We start from the raw sequence: 21,405 nt of genomic DNA, 5'->3' as shown, positions 1-21,405 counted from the left end.
TGGAACAAATGGAAAAAAGCAATCAAAAGAAGATTCATTTAAGTAAAACATTAAAGAGCAATATGATCACCTATGGAATTGTCATTGCCGCTTTTATCATTGTCCAGACATTGGTAAATGCAGGTCAGGTCAGCAGTTTGATGAAAGGTCTTTTGGTGCCTCTCTGCATTTATTCCATTATGGCGATTTCTTTAAACCTAACAGTAGGAATACTTGGAGAGTTAAGTCTGGGACATGCTGGTTTCATGTGTGTCGGTGCATTTACCAGCGCTCTATTCTCTGTCTCCATGCTTGAGACCATACCTAATGCGGGAATTCGTTTTTTCTTTGCGCTTCTCATCGGTGCAGCAGCAGCAGCAGCGGCAGGAATTGTTGTTGGGATTCCTGTATTAAGACTGAGAGGAGATTATCTGGCAATTGTAACCCTTGCGTTTGGGGAGATCATTAAGAACGTGGTCAATGTTATCTATATAGGCAAAGATTCCAAAGGACTTCATTTTTCCATGAAGAATGCCATGGCACTGAACATGGAAAGTGATGGGAACATTATCTTAAACGGTGCTCAGGGAATTACAGGAACGCCTAAAAACTCCACTTTTTTAATTGGAATTATTTTGGTGATTATTACCTTGCTAATTGTAATCAATCTGGTTCATTCCAGATCTGGACGTGCCATAATGTCTGTTCGTGATAACCGTATTGCGGCAGAATCCATTGGTATTAATATTACGAAATATAAGCTTATGGCTTTTACCATATCCGCTTCTCTTGCAGGAGTTGCAGGAGTGTTGTACTCCCATAATCTGTCTTCTCTTACTGCTACACAAAAAAACTTTGGCTATAACCAGTCCATTATGATTCTTGTGTTTGTAGTACTTGGAGGAATTGGTAATATCCGGGGATCTATGATTGCTGCTGTGATTCTCACATTGCTGCCCGAGTTATTGCGTGGATTGAATGCTTATCGAATGCTGATTTACGCCATCGTTCTCATTGCCTTGATGATCTTTAACTGGAGTCCGAAGCTGATTGACTTCAGAAAACGGTATTTTCATAAGAACAAGGCAGAAAGGAAGAGGGTGTAATTATGGCATTGCTGGAAATTAAAAGTCTTGGTATTTCTTTCGGTGGCTTGCGTGCCGTTGATGATTTCAGTATTACCATTGAAAAGGGACAATTGTACGGTCTGATTGGTCCAAACGGAGCAGGAAAGACAACCATCTTTAATCTATTGACTGGTGTATACAAGCCAAATGCAGGAACCATCCTTTTAGATGGAGAGAATATTACAGGAAAAAAGACAGTGGATATTAACAGAGCGGGAATCGCAAGAACGTTCCAGAATATCCGTCTGTTTAAGGATCTTACCGTACTTGATAATGTAAAAACTGGTCTTCATAACCAGTATCCTTATTCAACTGTTGCCGGTATCCTTCGTCTTCCTGCCTATTATAAAGTGGAAAAGGAAATGAATCAAAAGGCGATTGAGCTTTTGAAAGTATTTGATCTGGATAAAGAAAAAAATGTTCTGGCCTCTAATCTTCCTTATGGAAAACAGAGAAAGCTGGAGATTGCCCGTGCCCTTGCCACTGGTCCCAAACTTCTGCTTTTAGACGAACCTGCGGCAGGAATGAATCCCAATGAAACGACTGAGCTTATGGATACCATTCGGTTTGTCCGGGATAATTTTGATATGACTATTTTGCTGATTGAACATGATATGAAGCTTGTCTCCGGCATTTGTCAGAGGCTGACCGTGCTGAATTTTGGTCAGGTTCTTACCCAGGGTAAAACAGCAGATGTGTTAAATGACCCGGAAGTCATTAAAGCATATCTGGGCGAATAAGGAGGCTTATGACATGGCAATACTTGAAGTGAACAATCTGGAAGTATATTACGGTATTATCAAGGCACTGAAAGGAATTTCCTTTGAAGTGAATGAAGGCGAGATTGTGGCATTAATCGGTGCCAATGGCGCTGGAAAGACCACTACCCTCCATACCATAACTGGTCTTATAAAGGCAGCTTCCGGAACCATACAATTTGATGGTCATGATATTACAAAAATACGCGGAGATAAAATTGTAGGCATGGGAATGGCCCATGTTCCGGAAGGACGCCGTGTGTTTGCATCTTTAAGTGTATATGAGAATTTAAAGCTTGGTGCTTATACCAGACGGGATAAAGATGAGATCGAAGAAACCCTTCAGATGATTTATAAACGCTTTCCTAGACTTTTGGAGAGAAAAAATCAGCCCGCCGGAACATTAAGCGGTGGAGAACAGCAGATGCTTGCTATGGGAAGAGCGCTTATGAGCCATCCCAAAGTAATTGTATTAGATGAACCATCTATGGGTCTTTCTCCTATTTATGTCAGTGAGATTTTTGACATCATCCAGGAAATTAACAAATCAGGAACAACAGTTTTGCTGGTGGAGCAGAATGCAAAAAAAGCGTTGTCCATTGCAAACCGTGCTTATGTTTTAGAAACAGGCGGTATTGTATTAAATGGAGATGCAAAAGAACTTATGAATAATGCTTCTGTTAAAAAGGCTTATTTAAGTGAATAAAGAAAAAACGCTCCCGTACATTGTATATGGTTTTTATAAACCATCCGTGTGCAGGGAGTTTTTTCTATGTTTGAACTTATGAAAACGGAATAATCTTTCCTCCTTTGCATATAGTGTAACAGCACAGAAGGGGGAATCTTTATGGACAATTATAACGTATACAATGATATTAAAGCCCGGACCAATGGAGAAATCTACATCGGAGTGGTGGGACCGGTAAGGACTGGAAAATCAACCTTCATCAAACGCTTTATGGAATTGATGGTATTACCTGGGATGGAGGATGAACACCAGAAAACTCAGACAAGGGACGAACTGCCCCAAAGTGCGGCAGGAAAAACGATTATGACCACAGAGCCTAAATTCATTCCGAAGGAGGCAGCAACCATTCGTCTTGGTGACGAAATTGAAACCAAAGTGCGTTTGATTGATTGCGTAGGCTTTATGGTAGAGGGGGCAACTGGTCATGTGGAAAACGATGAAGAACGTCTGGTAAAAACGCCATGGTTTGACTACGAGATTCCATTTACAAAAGCGGCGGAAATAGGGACCAGAAAAGTCATTAATGACCATTCAACCATTGGTATTGTTATATCCACTGATGGTTCCATTGGGGAACTGAAACGCCCGAATTACATAGAAGCCGAGGAGAGAACGGTACAGGAATTGAAAAGCCTTGGAAAACCGTTTGTTATTCTCTTAAATTCTGCAAAGCCTTATTCAGAGGAAACAACTGCACTTTCCAAAGAAATGAGCCAGAAATACGGCGTAACCGTTCTTCCTATTAACTGTGAACAGTTAAAGAAAGAGGACGTAAATAACATTCTGGAACGGGTCTTAAAAGAATTTCCGGTAACAGAGATGGATTTTTTCATCCCAAAGTGGCTTGAGATTCTCCCTGCAACCCATTGGCTGAAAGCCCAGGTTATTGATGCTACCAAGAACATGGTAAAAAAAGTAACCCATATGAAAGATGTCGCAAGTGACATTTATGATGGAGCGGTGGAAAGTATTCACGCCATCAAGGTTCAGAACATGAACATGGCAGACGGCAGCGTTGCCGTAGGCATGGATGTGGATGACAGTTATTATTATCAGATTTTAAGCGACTATGTAGGGATTCCCATTGAAGGTGAATATCAGCTTATGCAGACCCTCAGTGAGCTTGCCAAAATGAAAGCGGAGTATGAAAAGGTGAACCAGGCAATGAGCCAGGTACGTTTAAAAGGATATGGGGTTGTAACACCAGAACGGTCTGAGATCATGCTTGACGAACCAGAAGTTATTAAACATGGCAATAAATATGGCGTAAAGATGCGGGCAGAAGCACCTTCCATTAATTTGATCAAAGCCCATATCCAGACAGAAATTGCACCCATTGTAGGCAGCGAACAGCAGGCAGAGGATTTAATTGCCTATATTAAGGAAAATGCAAGGGACAGTGAGGAAGGAATCTGGAGTACCAATATTTTTGGAAAGTCCATTGAACAAATTGTGGAAGACGGCATACAAGCAAAAGTGTCTCAATTGACAGAAGACTGTCAATTAAAACTCCAGGATACCCTCCAAAAAATTATTAATGATAGTAATGGCGGTATGATTTGCATTATTATCTAAATTAATGGTATAATACGAAAAAACAGATACAAAAGGAGGGCTGGTATGAAATTGATGTTCATTGGTGCAGCCCACGAGGTAACAGGGAGCTGTCATTATCTGGAAGCTGCCGGTTTAAAGATCCTTGTGGACTGCGGTATGGAGCAGGGGATTGATCGATTTCAGAATGCAGAATTACCGGTGAGTTATGCGGAGATTGATTACGTTTTTTTAACCCATGCGCATATTGACCATGCAGGTATGCTCCCCTTTATTTATGCGAGAGGTTTCCGGGGGAAAGTAATTTCCACGGTAGCAACCGCTGATTTGTGTGGAATTATGCTAAAAGACAGCGCTCATATTCAGGAGTCCGAGACAGAATGGAGAAACCGGAAGGCAAGACGTGCCGGGTTACCGGAAGAGGAACCGTTATACAGAATTAATGATGTAACAGGTGTTTTAAAACAGTTTCGTTCCTATGCTTATAATGAAAGAGCAGAACTGGAGGAGGGGCTTTCAATTCGTTTTATTGATGTGGGGCACCTCCTTGGTTCAGCTTCTATTGAAGTCTGGATCAACGAGAATGAAGTTTTTAAGAAGATTGTTTTTTCTGGTGATATCGGAAACCGTAACAAACCTTTAATACGGGATCCCCAGTATATTGAAGATGCGGATTATGTAGTGATGGAATGTACTTATGGTGACCGGTTGCACGGGCCTGTTCCAGACCATGTATCCGTTCTCTCAGATATTGTGCAGAGAACCCTTGACAGAGGGGGAAATGTGGTGATTCCTGCCTTTGCGGTGGGAAGAACCCAGGAACTGCTTTATATTTTCCGACGCATTAAAGAAGAAAGGAGGGTTACCGGACATGATGGATTTAATGTTTATGTCGATAGCCCTCTTGCCGTAGAAGCCACGCAGGTCTTTAAAGACAATCTGGTGGACTGCTATGATGAAGAGACAAAAGAACTGGTATTACGCGGGGTTAACCCAATTTCTTTTCCGGGACTTAAGCTTTCTGTTACCAGTGAAGATTCCAGAAACATTAATTTTAATCCTAAGCCAAAAGTGATTATATCGGCAGCGGGGATGTGTGATGCCGGGCGAATCCGGCATCATCTGAAACATAATTTGTGGAAACCTCAGTGCACCATTGTCTTTACCGGATACCAATCGTCAGGGACGTTTGGCAGAACTCTTATTGATGGTGCAGGAGAGGTCCGGCTGTTTGGTGAGACCATTCAGGTGGAAGCCCAAATAGAGCGAATGGACGGGATGAGTTCCCATGCAGATATGGAAGGACTGATTGGCTGGTTGAATGCGTTTGAAGAGAAACCCAAACAAGTATTTCTGGTTCATGGAGATGACAGGGTCTGCAATTCTTTTGAACAGCTTCTTGAAGAAGAATATGGATTTCAGGTAACAGCTCCTCATTCGGGATCCATTTATGATCTGGCAAGCGGAAAATGGCTGAAAAAAGCAGACGGTGTTGAAGTTGTGAGAGCACTGGAACCCTTTAAGAAACCTGCAGGTGTATATGGAAGGCTGTTTGCTGCAGGAGAAAGACTTTTACAAGTTATTCGTCATAATGAGGGCGGAGCAAATAAAGATCTGGCAAAATTTGCAGATCAGATTAATTCATTATGTGATAAATGGGACAGATAAGGAGAGAAACATAACGTGACAAAAGTATTATTATTTACAGACGGAGCTGCCAGGGGGAATCCAGATGGCCCGGGCGGCTACGGTACGGTGTTGCAATTTACAGATTCAAAAGGACAGCTTCATGAAAAAACAATGTCCGCAGGTTATGTAAAGACAACCAACAACCGGATGGAACTAATGGCAGCAATCGCAGGTCTGGAAGCTTTAACAAGACCATGCCAGGTAGAACTTTATTCAGATTCGAAATATGTGATTGATGCCTTTAATCAGCACTGGATTGATAACTGGATTAAAAATAACTGGAAACGCGGGAAAAGCGGTCCTGTCAAGAATATTGATCTGTGGAAAAGATTATTAAAAGCCAAAGAACCTCATGATGTGACATTCCACTGGGTAAAAGGACATGCCGGCCATCCGCAGAATGAACGGTGTGATCAGTTGGCAACTGCTGCGGCAGACGGAGATAATCTTTTGGTTGATGAGGGAATATAAAAAGAAAGAGAAGGGATGTCAAAAACTTACATATCTCTTACGATGTCTTACTAAATGCGGATTCCTATTTTCTTTCCTTTTTATTTGTGATATGGTAACTTCATCAAATCATGTTAGGATGATCGCTCATGAATAAAAACAGCGGAATATGGATAACCATTGGTAGTATTCTGGTGGCAGGTGTGCTTGTGACAACTGCCACCACCAATTTTATAAAAAATCAGGAAGTTACACCGTATTCTTTGGAGAACCAGATAATGCCCAATGATGAATTAGCTTCAGACAGGGAAGAACAGAAGTATTCCGGTCAGGAATCTTTTTCAACTGCTGGCAAGCCAGAGGTGCATGCTTCTGTTTCTAACGAAAATACAAACCAAAGGGTTGCTGATTCAAAAGAAGACAATGAAAATACCGTAATAGCGGAACCGGATAACACTCCCTTAGAGAACAAAGTTTCATTGAGGAGATCTGACGTTTCCCAGCAAGAAGAACAAAAACCACAGATCGCTCCGGAGCCAAAGGTCCAGACAACAGTGCCGGAAACCGTTATTTCCCCTAAAAATCCCGATGCCAAGGTTAAGTTTTTCAATGAACCTTCTCCCTCTGAAGGCGCGGCTTATTACCAGAAACATCTGGAAAGTCTGGATGAACAGATCAGCAAGATCAGAAAAGAATCCACGGACCCAACCACTTATTCCATGAAAGCGCTTGCTGCCGAGGAACTGAAATTATGGAATTTGGAGCAGAATACCATCTATGATGCAATTTCTAAAAGATTGTCTGAGGAAGATAAGAAATCTTTGGAAGAATCCCAGCAGGCATGGTTAAAGACCCGGGATACAAAGGCGGAGGAAGCAGCGAAAAAACATAGCGGTGGAACCCTGGAAGGTCTTGAATATACGGCATCTTTGACGGAGTCTACCAGAGCAAGGGCATATGAACTTGTAAAAGAATACATGAATGTGCTATCTTCTTCTGCGGATCAGTAAAGTACGGCGAAAGCCGTGCTTTTTTTCTGGAATGAAAAAAATTCCATTGGAACATCTTGATAAATAAAAAACCATATGATAGGATAGTAAGATAAATGATATTGTGTATTTAGATGGAAAATACCAAAATCAATGAATGCCGGATTTGGCGGCATTTTGTCAGAATAGACAATATAACTAACGGAGGACAGTAACGTGAAGAACTATGGTGTGAATGAACTGAGGAGAATGTTCCTTGAATTTTTTGAGAGTAAGGGACATCTGGCGATGAAAAGCTTCTCCCTGGTTCCTCATAATGATAACAGCTTGTTGTTGATCAACTCAGGTATGGCTCCGCTTAAGCCGTATTTTACAGGTCAGGAGATTCCTCCCAGAAAAAGAGTGACAACCTGCCAAAAGTGTATTCGGACAGGAGATATTGAAAATGTAGGCAAAACCGCACGCCACGGCACTTTCTTCGAGATGCTTGGTAACTTTTCCTTTGGTGACTATTTTAAGAATGAAGCCATTCACTGGTCCTGGGAATTTTTGACCGAAGTGGTTGGTCTGGATGCTGACAGACTTTACCCTTCTGTATATCTGGAAGATGATGAGGCATTTGATATCTGGAATAAAGATATTGGAATTGAACCGGAACGGATTTTCCGGTTTGGAAAAGAAGATAACTTCTGGGAGCATGGGGCAGGCCCCTGTGGACCCTGTTCTGAGATTTACTATGACAGGGGAGAGAAGTATGGCTGTGGTAAGCCTGATTGCACCGTAGGCTGTGAATGTGACCGCTATATGGAAGTATGGAACAACGTTTTTACTCAGTTTGAGAATGACGGTCATGGACATTATGAAGAATTACAGCAGAAGAATATTGATACCGGTATGGGACTGGAACGTCTGGCTGTTGTAGTTCAGGATGTGGATTCTATCTTTGATGTAGATACAATAAAAGCACTTTTAAACCGTGTGGCAGATCTGGCTCATACGGAATACAAAAAGGATTCTGATGTGGATGTATCCCTTCGCCTGATTACTGATCATGTGCGTTCCTGCACGTTTATGATTTCTGATGGAATTATGCCATCTAATGAAGGAAGAGGTTATGTACTTCGCCGTCTTCTTAGAAGGGCTGCACGTCACGGACGTCTTTTAGGCATAGAAGGTAAATTCCTTGCTGATCTGTCTGCAACTGTGATCGATCTTTCAAAGGATGGATATCCGGAGCTGGAAGAGAAAAAGGCTATGATTTTAAAAGTTCTCACTCAGGAAGAAGACAAATTTAACAAGACCATTGATCAGGGGCTTGCAATCTTAAGAGAACTGGAAGAGTCCATGAAAAAAGGCAAGGAGACTGTCCTTTCAGGAGAAGAGGCATTTAAGCTGTATGATACCTATGGATTTCCTCTTGATCTGACTCTGGAGATTCTTTCTGAAAAAGGATTTGGTGTAGATGAGGAAGGCTTTAAGTCTGCGATGCAGAAGCAACGGGAGACTGCAAGAAATGCAAGAAAGACCACCAATTATATGGGTGCCGATGTTACTGTTTATCAGTCTGTTGATCCTTCTCTTACCACTGAATTTGTCGGATATGACAAGTTAGTCTGTGATTCTGTTATTACAGCACTTACCTCAGAAACAGAGGTGGTAGAAGCGCTTACAGACGGAGAAGCCGGAACTTTAATAACTGCAGAGACCGTATTTTATGCAACCATGGGCGGACAGCAGGGAGATGTGGGTTCCATCATCAGCGACAGCGGTGAGTTTCAGGTGGAAGATACCATTAATCTGTTAGGCGGCAAAGTTGGCCATGTTGGAAAGATGGTTAAGGGGATGTTTCAGACTGGTGACAAAATCACCTTGAAAGTTTGTGAAAAGAACCGCCAGAATACAGGGAAGAACCACAGTGCCACACATCTTCTCCAGAAAGCATTGAGAACTGTACTCGGCGAACATGTGGAACAGGCAGGATCTTTCGTTGATGGAGACAGACTTCGCTTTGACTTCACACATTTCTCTTCTTTATCAGAAGACGAGATCAATAAAGTAGAAACTCTTGTCAACGAGAAGATAAAAGAAGCACTTCCGGTAAAAACCGAAATTATGTCCTTGGATGAAGCCAAGAAATCTGGCGCAATGGCATTATTTGGTGAGAAATATGGAGACAGCGTAAGGGTTGTGAAGATGGGAGATTTCTCCACAGAGCTTTGCGGCGGTACCCATGTTTCCAATACTGGTGTAGTGGGCTCATTTAAGATTCTTTCCGAGGCAGGTATTGCTGCAGGTGTTCGAAGAATAGAAGCTTTAACTGGTGATGGGCTTATGCGCTATTATGAAGAGACAGAACGAGAGCTGCATGAAGCTGCTAAAGCAGCCAAGACCACTCCGTCTTCCCTTACTTCCAAGATTGAATCTCTTCTGGAAGAAATCAAAATGCTTCATTCTGAGAATGAGAAATTAAAGAGCAGGCTGGCAAAAGATTCTCTCGGTAATGTGACTGAGCAGATTCAGGAGATAGACGGCATTAAAGTTCTTGCGACAAAAGTAATGGATGTGGATATGAACGGACTCCGTAATTTAGGAGACCAGTTAAAGGATAAACTGGGAGAAAGTGTCATTGTAATTGCTTCTGTCCAGGGAGAAAAAGTAAATCTTATGGCGGCAGTAACCGAAGTAGCTCAGAAAAAGGGAGCTCATGCAGGTAATCTCCTTAAAGCCATTGCAGCCCTTGTGGGCGGCGGCGGCGGCGGTCGTCCCAATATGGCGCAGGCAGGAGGAAAAGATCCTTCCGGCGTTGATCAGTGCCTGCAGAAAGCAGTGGAAGTGGCTGCCCAGCAGTTAAGCTAATTGTTGTTGAAATACGAAAAATTATGAAAGTTTTTCTTGACGTATGGCAAAATTATGCTATAATCATATCAGTGCTATAAAATACCCAAACAGTTGTATTATGCACAAGTACACAACTGGAGGGAGGTTAGGTGTGAGCTATGTCCAATGTAATCGTTAAAGACAACGAGACCTTAGATAGCGCTTTACGCAGATTCAAAAGAAACTGTGCTAAAGCAGGTATCCAACAGGAAATTCGTAAGAGAGAGCATTACGAAAAGCCAAGCGTAAGACGTAAGAAAAAGTCTGAAGCTGCAAGAAAACGTAAATATAACTAATTGTTAAAAGATGAACCTCTGGTTTGGCTAAGGCATAACCAGGGGTTTTTTCTAGTTTTGCAGGCATACAGAATATAGAATTTTCCCTTCCTTTTTTGCATATAGTATAAAGGAATATAAGAGAGAAGGGCAGAGAAGATATGTTGGAAGAATCAAAGGAAAAAGCTGCTTCCACCTTAAAACTCCCCAAAGATGTCGTTCTTGGAGAGGTGCTTGTGTCTTTTCTCGGGCGCCGAAGTGTTGTAATTGAAAATTACCGGAGTATTATCCTGTATACGGATTCCTCTATTAAGCTCCAGGCAAAGAATTGCCGTGTAATCATCTCTGGAAGCCGGTTGATGATCGAGTATTACACCAATGAAGAAATGAAAATCAATGGATTTATAAAATCCCTGGAATTCGAATGATGCAGGGAGTTGGAGGTGTAAGAACGTGATTGACTGGCTGAGCCGCCGTTTTTTCGGTTATCTTTTTATAGAAATGTCCGGGTTTTCACCGGAACGGTTTTTAAATATGTGTACGGTTCATGAAATTGAATTATGGCAAGTTGTTAATTCCGGTCAGACTTATCAATTTTTCATGACTGTTCCAGGGTTTCGGAAAATAAAGCCCCTTGTCCGTAAATCGAAGGTCAGACTTAGGATTTTAAAAAAGTTTGGACTTCCTTTTTTTTTATATCGTAACAGAAAACGCAAATTCTATGGTGTCGGATTTTTTGGTTTTTTTCTGATTTTATATGTCCTTTCTTTATTTATCTGGGATATTGAATTTGATGGAAACCGGATGTATACATACGACACTCTGCTAAAATATTGCGAGTCCCAGCAGATAAACTATGGAATGAGAAAATCAAAGATTGACTGCGACAATCTGGAAGAGTCCCTTCGAACTGCTTTTCCAGAAATCACCTGGGTATCGGCAAGGGTATCAGGAACCAGGCTTTTGGTTAAGATAAAGGAAAATGAAGTGTTGTCTCATGTCCCTGTAAAGGATGAAACCCCAAGTAACCTTGTGGCAGAAAAAGATGGTGTTATTACTTCCATGATTGTCCGAAGCGGAATTCCCATGGTTTCGATTGGTGACGAGATTACCAAAGGACAGGTATTGGTCCATGGTGCTATACCGATTATTGGAGACAGTGAAGAAGTCATAAACACCCACTATATTCATTCTGATGCTGATATATATGCTAAAACCAGTTACCAGTTTACCAGGCAGATCCCTTTGTATCGTAAAATAGACGTGGAGACAGGAAGAGTGCGTAAGGGCAGGTATATAAAAGCCTTCCATTCCTCTTTTATGCTCATGCTTCCAAAACCCAAAGGAACCAGCTGGAAACGGACTATGGAAGAGAATCAACTTCATTTGTTTGAGAATTTTTACCTCCCCATTTATGTAGGCAATATAACGGCAAAAGAATACATTTCCTATGAGCGTCCTTACAGGGACAATGAGAAGCAGGAACTTGCTGATAAGATGAATCAGGAGTACGAAAAAAAATTATTGGAAAAAGGGGTACAAATTCTGGAAAATCATGTTAAAATACTAGATAATGAATCTCTGTGCCAGATCGCCATAGACTTTGTTACGGAAGAGCCTGTGGGGCGGCAGGAAGGTCTGGAGATCCAACAAGTAGAACCGGAGGAGACAAATCAATCAGATGAGCGTAATTGAGACAATGATAGATATCCCAGTAGAACACGAGAAGAATGTATGCGGACAGTTTGACAACTACTTAAAAAAGATTGAGCGGACACTTCACGTTACCATAATTGGAAGAGATGGTGCCATTAAGATTATAGGACCAGAGCAGATGGTCCAAAAAGCAAAAAGTGTATTCAGCAATCTGATCGAACTGTCCAAACGAGGGAATACCATTACAGAACAGAATGTAGATTATGCCCTCTCCCTGTCTTTTTCTGAGAATGACAACCAGATTCTGGAGATAGATAAGGATATTATCTGCCGGACCATTGCCGGAAAACCAGTAAAACCAAAGACTCTTGGTCAAAAGCAGTATGTGGATCAGATCAGAAAGAAGATGATTGTGTTTGGAATTGGCCCTGCAGGAACAGGCAAGACTTACCTTGCAATGGCGATGGCGATCCAGGCATTTAAAAACGGGGAAGTAAACCGGATTATATTGACAAGACCAGCTATTGAAGCGGGAGAGAAGCTGGGTTTTTTGCCTGGCGATCTTCAAAGCAAGATTGATCCTTATTTAAGACCTCTCTATGATGCGCTCTATCAGATCATGGGTGCGGAAAGTTTTCTCCATAATTCGGAGAAAGGGCTGATTGAAGTGGCACCCCTGGCTTATATGAGAGGACGTACCCTTGACAACGCTTATATTATCCTTGATGAGGCACAGAACACTACTCCTGCACAGATGAAGATGTTTCTTACAAGAATTGGTTTTGGTTCCAAGGTTATTGTTACTGGAGACCAGACTCAGAAGGATCTTCCAACAGGAGCAGTTTCAGGACTTGATACGGCAATGAGAATATTAAAGAGGATTGAAGACATCAGTTTCTGTCAATTGACAAGCAGCGATGTGGTACGTCATCCTCTTGTTCAAAAAATTGTACAGGCTTACGATGAATTTGAATCAAAGAAAAAGGCAGAAGATAAAAAGACCAGGAATGTCAAAGGAAGAAAGGCACATTATGACAATTAATATTGAATACGAAGCAGAAAAAAAGCTGGAGATTCCATATGAGGATATTATTAACCAGGTGGTGGAAGAATCTATGGATTATGAGAATTGCCCCTATGAAGCGGAGGTCAATGTGCTCATTACAGATAATGAAGATATCCGGCAGATTAACAGGGAATACCGGAATATAGACAACCCTACGGATGTTCTTTCTTTTCCTATGGTGGAGTACCAGTCTCCCTCTGATTTTGAAGCTCTGGAACAGATGGCTTTTGATTCTTTTAATCCGGAGACAGGGGAGCTTTTACTGGGGGATATTGTAATCTCTGTTGACAAAGTAGAAGAACAGGCTGTAAAATATGGTCACTCCCAGACCAGGGAGATGGCATTTCTGGTGGCGCACAGTATGCTTCATTTATTTGGCTATGACCATATGGAGGATGAAGAACGCCTGGTCATGGAAAAGAAACAGGATGAGATTTTAAAACGGAGGGGATACGTGAGATGATAAAAAGGGTATGGTTTGGGCTTGCTTTTCTGGTGCTGTCTTCTGCATTTTTATCTGGCTGTACAAAACGATATGAAGCAGTATCTGTAACAGAACCGCGGACTGAAGAGGTAAGCACGGAAGAAATTATTATAAATAGCTCTGCGCCTGCCAATCAGACAGAGGAAGAAAGCCCCGGAGATTACTATACCTTTTCTGAACGACAGGAAAAAGATGGAAAAATAAGAAGTTATCTAACCGGTGAAATGGTAGATACAGCAATCGGAAACCGCAGACCTGTCGCTGTTATGATGAGCAATGATAAAGAAGCACTCCCTCAATACGGCATAAACCGGGCAGGTGTTGTTTATGAGGCACCTGCCGAGGGCGGTATGAACCGGTATATGGCACTGATTGAAGACTATGATAATCTGGAACGCATCGGTTCCGTTAGAAGCTGCAGAACCTATTATACATACTTTGCCCGTGAATTTGATTCAATATATGCCCATTATGGTCAAAGTACATTTGCAAAACCATACCTTGTCAATGTGGATCACATTAATGGAGTTGAAGGAATTGGAAATGTTGCGTATTTCCGGTCAAAGGATAAAAAAGCCCCTCATAACGCTTATACCAGCGGAAAGAGGTTGAAAAAAGCCATGGAAGAGATGGGATTTTCCCAGGAATTTGATTCTTCTTACAAGGGACATTACCAGTTTGCAAAAACAGGGAAAGAGGTGACCCTGGAGAATGCAAAAGATGTAAAAGATGCCTATAAGGTTTATCCTGGGTACAAGCTTAATAAACCTTGGTTTGAATATCATGAAGATGATGGTCTTTATTACCGGTTCCAATACGGGGCAGCACATAAGGGAGATGAAGGGCAGATAAAAGTGAAGAATATTATTTTACAATATTGCCCCACCGCTCATTACGCTACCACAGATTATTTAAATATTAATGTTCAGAGTGATTCTTTTGGAACATTTATTACCGAAGGAAGAGCAATACCGGTTAAGTGGTCTAAAGACAATGAATTTGGACCCACACATTATTACGACATGGAGAATAATGAGATTATCCTGAACCAGGGTAAAACCTGGGTTTGCATTATTTCTGCACAGGATTCTCCCAATGTGGAATTTTATGGAAAACAATAGTACTAGAAAAAATATAAAGAAAAAGGGAGCATCGAATTTCCTCATTCAGGGAACGATTCTGGCAGTTGCAGGAATTGTTGTACGCATTATCGGAATGTTTTACCGCATTCCTCTGGCAAGTATCCTTGGGGATGAAGGAAATGGCTATTACAGTTCCGCGTTTTCAATCTATTCCATTCTTTTAATCGTATCCTCTTATAGCCTTCCAACTGCTGTATCTAAAATGGTTGCTACGAGGATTGCAAAAAAAGAATATGTAAATTCGTTTCGGGTACTGAAGGTGTCCATGTTTTATGGAACAGTAGTGGGCGGACTCGGAGCGGCGGTTCTATGGTTCGGAGCAGATGTGTTTGCCAATCAGTTCTTAAAAATGCCCTATACAAGCTATGCGTTAAAGACTCTGGCTCCAACTATCTGGATTATTGCTTATCTTGGTGTTATCAGAGGGTATTTCCAGGGACTGGGAACCATGCTCCCCACTGCCATCTCTCAGGTTTTTGAACAGATTGTCAATGCAGCCGTCAGCATATATGCTGCAGCAAAACTTTTTGAGGCAGGTCTTAAATCCAATATACTTCATGGAGCAACGGAATATTCTTATGCGTTTGGTGCGGCAGGTGGAACCATTGGAACGGGCGTAGGTGCATTCGCTGCTTTACTGTTCCTTGCATTTATTTTGTTCAATTACAGGCCGGTTATAAAAAAACAGGCGAGAAGAGACCGTAGTCGATATCGGGAGACCTACGAGAGTATATCAAAAATTTTAATTCTGACAGTCTTCCCCATTGTTTTAAGCAGCGTTGCCTATAATATCAGCATTGTAATTGACAACAGCATTTATGGAATTGGCATGTCGGCTCTTGGCATGGATGCCTCTGAGATTGCATCGAACTGGGGTGTTTATTCGGGCAAATACCGTTTGCTTTTTAATATTCCTGTTGCCATTGCCAACTCTCTGGCATCAGCGCTGATTCCTTCTTTGTCACAGGCGGTTGCGGAACGAAACAGAGGACAGATCGTCCGGAAGGTTTCCATGGTCATTCGCTTTTCCATGATCATTTCCATTCCTTCCACAATAGGGCTGACAGTACTGGCTGCACCGATCTGTAATCTGCTGTTTGCAAAAAGCGATAATACTGCCTTAATTAGCATGATGGTATATGGATCTTCCGCCGTGGCATTTTTCTCACTTTCCACGGTTACCAATGCTGTTCTTCAGGGAATCAATCATATGAAGACTCCACTGAAGAATGCTGTTATTTCTCTTATCCTTCATGTGGGAATTCTGTGTGTAATGCTCTTTGTGTTTAAAATGGGAATATACGGAGTCCTCTATTCCAATGTTTTATTTGCCATTACCATGTGTATCTTTAATGGCCTGGCAATTGGAAAGTATTTAAGATACAGGCAGGAGGTTATAAAGACATTTTTACTTCCGCTGTTCGCTTCTGCTGTAATGGGAGCGGCTGCGTATGGAATATATGTTCTGATTCATCTGATCTCAAAGAGCAATTTTCTGGGGGTTATCGCTGCTATTATAATAGCGATGGCAGTATACGGGGTTTTACTTTTGAAGCTTCGCTGCATTGACGAAAAAGAACTGAACAGCCTGCCCGGAGGCAGAAGAATCGTGGATATTGCAAGAAAATTCCATTTATTGTGATTAAAAATGGGAAAGAAGGCAGATACTATACTTACTTGAAGGAGGTATCATTTCATGAAGAAGTATATGTTCTGCTTTCTTTTGTTTGTTGCGGCATCTGCCATCTGTCTGGGAGTTGGCTTTATCATAACAAAAGACAGTGTGAAGCCGGAGGAGGCACTGCCTGGTGCCACTTTGGAAACCGAAACGGTGACAGAAGCGCAGATTGTGATAAATCAGGAAGATGTGAAGCCTGCCAATGCAAAAGGGAAAGAAAAATATTATCTTGTATCAGAGGACGGATATTTACTCGTCCTCTATCAGGACAAGACAACAATCTGTCTTTATACTCATATGCCAGTTACTGATTTCCCTGAAGAAGAGCGGGGAAAGCTGATGGAAGGCATCTGGTTCACTTCTATGATAGAAGTGTTTAATTATTTAGAATCCTATACAAGCTAAAGAATAACAGGAGGATTTATGAAACAACAAGTAATCGTTGTAGGAGCAGGTGCTTCCGGTCTTACGGCGGCCGTTATGGCTGCCCGATCGGGAGCTTCTGTTACAATCATCGAACATTCCAAGAAGCCTGGGAAAAAACTTTTAGCCACGGGAAATGGAAAATGCAATCTGACAAACTTAGTGGTTCCAGAAGGTGCTTATCGCAGCGCTCAGCCGGAATTTCCACAGACTGTTTTGAAAAAATTCCCGGTAGATCAGACGCTTTCTTTTTTTGAAAATCTGGGAATTATGTTTACAGAACGAAATGGTTATGTTTATCCCTATTCCGGTCAGGCAGTGACAGTTCTTAACGGACTTTTATTTGAACTGGAGCGCTTAGGAGTGTCAATTATAACAGAATGTGAAGTGAAAAAGATTCGGTCTGATTTAACCCTCTTAACATCCGACGGAAAAAAACGGGCTGATGCGGTAATCCTGGCAGCAGGTTCCATGGCAGCTCCCAAAACAGGGTCAGATGGCAGCGGTTATGAACTTGCCAAAGCCCTGGGGCATCATGTCGTGTTACCTCTGCCGGCACTGGTACAGCTCAGGTGCCAGGAAAAATGGTACAAACAGGTGTCAGGGGTGCGGACGGAAGGAATTGTTACATTAAAAATAGATGGGCAAAAGGCAGCTTCAGACCGGGGAGAACTGCAGTTTACAGATTATGGAATATCCGGGATTCCGGTTTTTCAGATTAGCCGGTTTGCTGCGAGAGCAGTCCATGATAAAAAAAAGGTGGAAGCAGAACTTGATTTATTGCCAGTTATAAGTTTGACGGAGACTGAAGAGCTGCTTATGGAAAGGAAGAAGCGTTTTGGTTCCCGTTCTGTAGTGGACTTTTTAAATGGAATTATGAATTTGAAACTGATTCCGGTCCTTCTGCAGGAATCGGGGATAAAATCAGGTACTGTAAAAGAACTTTCCCAGGCACAGATAAAAAAACTTGCCAATACATTAAAGGAAATGAAGACAGTCATAACTGCAACCAATAATTATGAACAGGCACAGGTGTGCAGCGGAGGAATCAACACCAGAGAAATTAACCCGGAGACCATGGAATCAAAAAAAATAAAAGGATTGTATTTTGCAGGTGAAATTCTTGATGTTGACGGGATCTGCGGCGGATACAATTTACAGTGGGCATGGACTACCGGTGTATTAGCTGGAACACATGCAGGAAGAGGAAAAAATGATTAGAATCAATCAGTTAAAGCTGCCAATTGATCACAACGAACAGGCATTGCGATCAAAGATTGCAAAAATATTAAGAGTTCCATCAGAAGAAATTAAATCATTTCAGATTATAAAGCAATCCATTGATGCCAGAAAAAAAGATGAAATTCATTTTATTTATTCCATTGACGTGAATATGCCAAATGAGGAAGCTGTTATACATAGAGCAAAGAATGTCAATGTTTTATCCGTGGAGAAAAAAGAATACGCGTTCCCGCCTGCTGGTTCTGAGAAAATGCCAGAGCGTCCTGTTATTATTGGTGCTGGTCCGGCAGGGCTGTTCTGCGGAGTCATGCTTGCCAGAAATGGATACCGTCCTCTTATTTTAGAGCGGGGAGAATCAGTGGATCAGCGGAGAAAAACAGTCGATGAATTTTGGAAAGACGGAACGTTAAAACCAGACTCTAATGTTCAGTTTGGAGAAGGCGGAGCCGGTACATTTTCTGATGGAAAATTAAATACCCTGGTGAAAGATTCTTTCATGAGAAATAAAAAAGTGTTGGAACTATTTGTAGAATTCGGTGCGGATCCCTCCATTCTTTATATTAACAAACCGCACATCGGTACGGATGTGCTGAGCGGCATTGTAAAAAGAATGAGAGAAGAAATCAACCGCCTTGGCGGAGAAGTACGATTTAACTGCCGGGTCACAGATTTTATTCTGACTTCTGGTAAGATATCCCATGTGGTGACTCAGGAACAGGAAGAAATTCCTACCCGGGTACTGGTGCTTGCCATTGGCCACAGTTCCAGAGATACTTTCCAGGTTCTTGAAAAGAGAGGGGTTCCAATGGAATCCAAATCCTTTGCGGTAGGTATTCGAATTCAGCATCCCCAGGAAAGCATTAATACTTCCCAGTATGGTCCTGAAAACCATTCCCTCCTGGGACCTGCCGATTATAAACTGACGCACAAAAGTTCCAATGGCAGAGGGGTATATAGCTTTTGTATGTGCCCTGGAGGATATGTTGTTAATGCTTCATCAGAAAAAGAGATGCTTGCTGTTAATGGAATGAGCTACCATGACAGAGCAGGAGTTAATGCCAACAGTGCTTTGATTGTTACCGTTACCCCTGATGATTTTGGTGCAGAAGGTCCTCTTAGCGGCGTTTCTTATCAAAGAAAGCTGGAACGTGCTGCTTATTTAAGCGGTTGTGGAAAAATACCGGTTCAGCTTTATGAAGATTTTAAAAAGAATCAGGTTTCTGCATCCTTTGGAAATGTGGAACCGGCAGTAAAAGGGCAGTATGAATTTGCCTCCATCAGCGGATTTCTTCCTCCTTACCTTTCCAAGTCCCTGATTGAAGGGATAGAAGCCTTCGACCGGAAAATTCACGGATTTGCCAGACCAGATGCCATTTTAGCAGGGGTGGAGAGCCGGACTTCTTCTCCTGTGCGTATTTCAAGAGATGAGCTGTTTGAAAGCAGGGTAAAGGGCGTTTATCCTTGTGGGGAAGGGGCTGGTTATGCAGGAGGCATCACTTCCGCTGCCATGGATGGAATAAAGGTTGCCGAAGCCATTGCTTCCAGATTTCAAAGGTTTTCTGTATAAATTGACGAATCATAAAAAATGAGGTAAGATATTTATGAAAACAACGAAAGAAAGTAGATGGAAAAATGAGCATCATAGAGCGCCAGAAGCTAAAAGATAAGAAACGGATTGTAATTAAAATCGGGTCTTCCTCCCTGACCCATCCCCATACAGGAGATTTAAATCTGTTAAAGATTGAAAAGCTCATCCGGGTAATCAGCGATTTAAAGGGAGAAGGCAAGGAAGTTGTGCTGGTTTCTTCTGGTGCAATTGCTGCAGGAAGACAGGCACTGGGACATCAGGCAAAACCGGATACAATTGCAGAAAAACAGGCGTTTGCAGCAGTAGGCCAGGCAAGGCTTATGATGGTATACCAGAAACTTTTTGCAGAATATAATCAGATTGCAGCACAGGTTCTTCTGACAAAGAATACCATGATTCATGACACCAACCGTTACAATGCACAAAACACATTTGATGAACTTTTAAAACTGGGAACCATTCCGGTTGTCAATGAAAATGACACTGTTTCTACTTCTGAGATTCCTCTTGTGGATAACTTCGGAGATAATGACCGGCTGTCTGCGATTGTAGCCGCATTAATCGGAGCAGATCTTCTGATTCTTCTGTCTGATATAGATGGTCTGTATTCCGATGACCCAAGGCAGAATCCAGATGCAAAGTTTATCCCACTGGTAAAGGAAATCACCCCAGAGCTTCTTTTGATGGGGAAATCCACTTCCGGAAGTGACGTTGGAACAGGAGGAATGGCAGCCAAGCTGGCTGCAGCGCGGATTGCAACGGATGGCGGTTCTGATATGGTTATTGCCAATGGAGATCAGGTAGAAGTAATACAACAGATCATGTCTGGAGAAGAAAAGGGAACTTTGTTTATTGCCCATCCTAACCATGATTTTGATTTGATGAACTATATTAATTACGAGTATTAAGGAGAAACAGATGAATCAGGAGAAAATTGACCGTATTAATGTTCTTTACCATAAATCCAAGTCAGTGGGACTTAGCGAGGCGGAGACAGCGGAACAGGCTGCGTTACGAAAAGAATATATTGAATCAATCCGCAGAAGTTTAAGAGGAAATTTAGATAACATTTCAATTCAGGAAAAAGACGGTACAGTAACTGATCTGGGTAAAAAATATGGAAATGTGGAAAAAGAATGAGATAAGAGCATCTATCAAAAAACAGAGGCTGGCACTTGATGCAGAAACCCAGAATGTCTGGAATGACATCATCTGCCAAAAACTTTTGAATCTTTTGGAGATCCGGCAGGCATTTTGTGTGTACTGTTATGCATCTTTTCATGGAGAAGCAGGAACCTGGGAATTCATGGAGACATTGCTGGAACAGGGCAAATACATAGCTGTGCCGAAAGTCACAGGAAAACGCATGGATTTTTACGCAATAAGCGGAAAGAAGGATCTAGAAGAGGGAACCATGGGAATCATGGAACCAAAAGCGACTTGTTTAAAATTATGTGATCCTCATGCCCCTGTGGTAGTCCCTGGAATTGCATTTGATAAAAAGGGAAACCGTCTGGGATATGGAGGCGGATATTATGACCGGTTTTTTGAAGATGAGCCGTCCCATCCCCGTCTGGCGATCGCATATGATTTTCAGATATTTGACCAGATTCCGGCCGAATCCCATGACAAAAGGGTAGACCGGATTATTACGCCGCTGAAATAAGATTGGGGGATAAT

General features: G+C 41.9%; 21 protein-coding genes. All 21 read left to right on the top strand.

Annotated features, from left to right (window positions below):
* The first annotated feature begins 8 nt into the window (after window positions 1-8).
* Complete coding sequence (locus tag FAY33_RS02120; protein ID WP_143319112.1) at window positions 9-1,085, top strand: branched-chain amino acid ABC transporter permease; 1,077 nt, start codon at window positions 9-11, stop codon at window positions 1,083-1,085.
* 2 nt (window positions 1,086-1,087) lie between these two features.
* Window positions 1,088-1,846 (top strand): ABC transporter ATP-binding protein, encoded by a 759-nt coding sequence (locus FAY33_RS02115; protein ID WP_143319111.1) that lies wholly within the window; start codon window positions 1,088-1,090, stop codon window positions 1,844-1,846.
* A gap of 13 nt (window positions 1,847-1,859) precedes the next feature.
* The gene (locus tag FAY33_RS02110; protein ID WP_143319110.1) at window positions 1,860-2,570 is read left to right on the top strand and encodes an ABC transporter ATP-binding protein; all 711 of its coding nucleotides are present in this window, start codon (window positions 1,860-1,862) and stop codon (window positions 2,568-2,570) included.
* A 141-nt stretch (window positions 2,571-2,711) separates the two neighbouring features.
* On the top strand, window positions 2,712-4,187 hold the full coding sequence (spoIVA, locus tag FAY33_RS02105) for a stage IV sporulation protein A (RefSeq protein WP_143319109.1): 1,476 nt from the start codon (window positions 2,712-2,714) through the stop codon (window positions 4,185-4,187).
* 45 nt (window positions 4,188-4,232) lie between these two features.
* On the top strand, window positions 4,233-5,834 hold the full coding sequence (locus tag FAY33_RS02100) for an MBL fold metallo-hydrolase (RefSeq protein WP_143319108.1): 1,602 nt from the start codon (window positions 4,233-4,235) through the stop codon (window positions 5,832-5,834).
* A 15-nt stretch (window positions 5,835-5,849) separates the two neighbouring features.
* On the top strand, window positions 5,850-6,326 hold the full coding sequence (gene rnhA, locus FAY33_RS02095; RefSeq protein ID WP_143319107.1) for a ribonuclease HI: 477 nt from the start codon (window positions 5,850-5,852) through the stop codon (window positions 6,324-6,326).
* 128 nt (window positions 6,327-6,454) lie between these two features.
* Entirely contained in the window at window positions 6,455-7,315 is an 861-nt protein-coding gene (locus FAY33_RS02090) for a lysozyme inhibitor LprI family protein (protein WP_143319106.1), read from the top strand.
* Between the two features lie 228 nt (window positions 7,316-7,543).
* Window positions 7,544-10,150 carry an alanine--tRNA ligase gene (gene alaS / locus FAY33_RS02085; protein ID WP_243126570.1) on the top strand — a complete coding sequence of 869 codons (2,607 nt, stop codon included), beginning with the start codon at window positions 7,544-7,546 and terminating at the stop codon, window positions 10,148-10,150.
* A 140-nt stretch (window positions 10,151-10,290) separates the two neighbouring features.
* A complete protein-coding gene (rpsU, locus tag FAY33_RS02080; RefSeq protein WP_008975787.1) occupies window positions 10,291-10,467 on the top strand; it encodes a 30S ribosomal protein S21 in 177 nt (58 codons plus the stop codon).
* 140 nt (window positions 10,468-10,607) lie between these two features.
* Entirely contained in the window at window positions 10,608-10,874 is a 267-nt protein-coding gene (locus FAY33_RS02075) for a YabP/YqfC family sporulation protein (RefSeq protein ID WP_143319104.1), read from the top strand.
* A 25-nt stretch (window positions 10,875-10,899) separates the two neighbouring features.
* Window positions 10,900-12,141, top strand: a complete 1,242-nt coding sequence (gene yqfD, locus FAY33_RS02070) for a sporulation protein YqfD (protein WP_143319103.1) — start codon at window positions 10,900-10,902, stop codon at window positions 12,139-12,141.
* Entirely contained in the window at window positions 12,128-13,144 is a 1,017-nt protein-coding gene (locus FAY33_RS02065) for a PhoH family protein (RefSeq protein ID WP_143319102.1), read from the top strand. The genes yqfD and FAY33_RS02065 overlap by 14 nt, the downstream gene beginning before the upstream one ends.
* A complete protein-coding gene (gene ybeY / locus FAY33_RS02060) occupies window positions 13,134-13,631 on the top strand; it encodes an rRNA maturation RNase YbeY (RefSeq protein ID WP_143319101.1) in 498 nt (165 codons plus the stop codon). The genes FAY33_RS02065 and ybeY overlap by 11 nt, the downstream gene beginning before the upstream one ends.
* On the top strand, window positions 13,628-14,773 hold the full coding sequence (locus FAY33_RS02055) for a DUF3048 domain-containing protein (RefSeq protein WP_143319100.1): 1,146 nt from the start codon (window positions 13,628-13,630) through the stop codon (window positions 14,771-14,773). Before ybeY ends, FAY33_RS02055 begins: the two co-directional genes overlap by 4 nt.
* Window positions 14,760-16,436: a polysaccharide biosynthesis protein gene (locus tag FAY33_RS02050; RefSeq protein WP_143319099.1), complete on the top strand. Its 1,677-nt coding sequence runs from the start codon at window positions 14,760-14,762 to the stop codon at window positions 16,434-16,436. Before FAY33_RS02055 ends, FAY33_RS02050 begins: the two co-directional genes overlap by 14 nt.
* Before the next feature lie 54 nt (window positions 16,437-16,490).
* Window positions 16,491-16,877 (top strand): hypothetical protein, encoded by a 387-nt coding sequence (locus tag FAY33_RS02045; RefSeq protein WP_143319098.1) that lies wholly within the window; start codon window positions 16,491-16,493, stop codon window positions 16,875-16,877.
* Between the two features lie 18 nt (window positions 16,878-16,895).
* On the top strand, window positions 16,896-18,116 hold the full coding sequence (locus FAY33_RS02040; protein ID WP_143319097.1) for an NAD(P)/FAD-dependent oxidoreductase: 1,221 nt from the start codon (window positions 16,896-16,898) through the stop codon (window positions 18,114-18,116).
* A complete protein-coding gene (locus tag FAY33_RS02035; RefSeq protein ID WP_143319096.1) occupies window positions 18,109-19,704 on the top strand; it encodes an FAD-dependent protein in 1,596 nt (531 codons plus the stop codon). Before FAY33_RS02040 ends, FAY33_RS02035 begins: the two co-directional genes overlap by 8 nt.
* 65 nt (window positions 19,705-19,769) lie before the next feature.
* Entirely contained in the window at window positions 19,770-20,633 is an 864-nt protein-coding gene (gene proB / locus FAY33_RS02030; RefSeq protein WP_143319095.1) for a glutamate 5-kinase, read from the top strand.
* 10 nt (window positions 20,634-20,643) lie between these two features.
* Window positions 20,644-20,865: a DUF896 domain-containing protein gene (locus FAY33_RS02025; protein ID WP_143319094.1), complete on the top strand. Its 222-nt coding sequence runs from the start codon at window positions 20,644-20,646 to the stop codon at window positions 20,863-20,865.
* Window positions 20,843-21,391 carry a 5-formyltetrahydrofolate cyclo-ligase gene (locus tag FAY33_RS02020; protein ID WP_143319093.1) on the top strand — a complete coding sequence of 183 codons (549 nt, stop codon included), beginning with the start codon at window positions 20,843-20,845 and terminating at the stop codon, window positions 21,389-21,391. Before FAY33_RS02025 ends, FAY33_RS02020 begins: the two co-directional genes overlap by 23 nt.
* Window positions 21,392-21,405: the final 14 nt, after the last annotated feature.

It is taken from the genome of Clostridium sp. HBUAS56010, from assembly GCF_007115105.1.
Lineage (GTDB): Bacteria > Bacillota > Clostridia > Lachnospirales > Lachnospiraceae > Lacrimispora.
The sequence above is the reverse complement of the archived record's forward strand: the minus strand, read 5'-3'. Positions and strand labels throughout refer to the sequence as shown.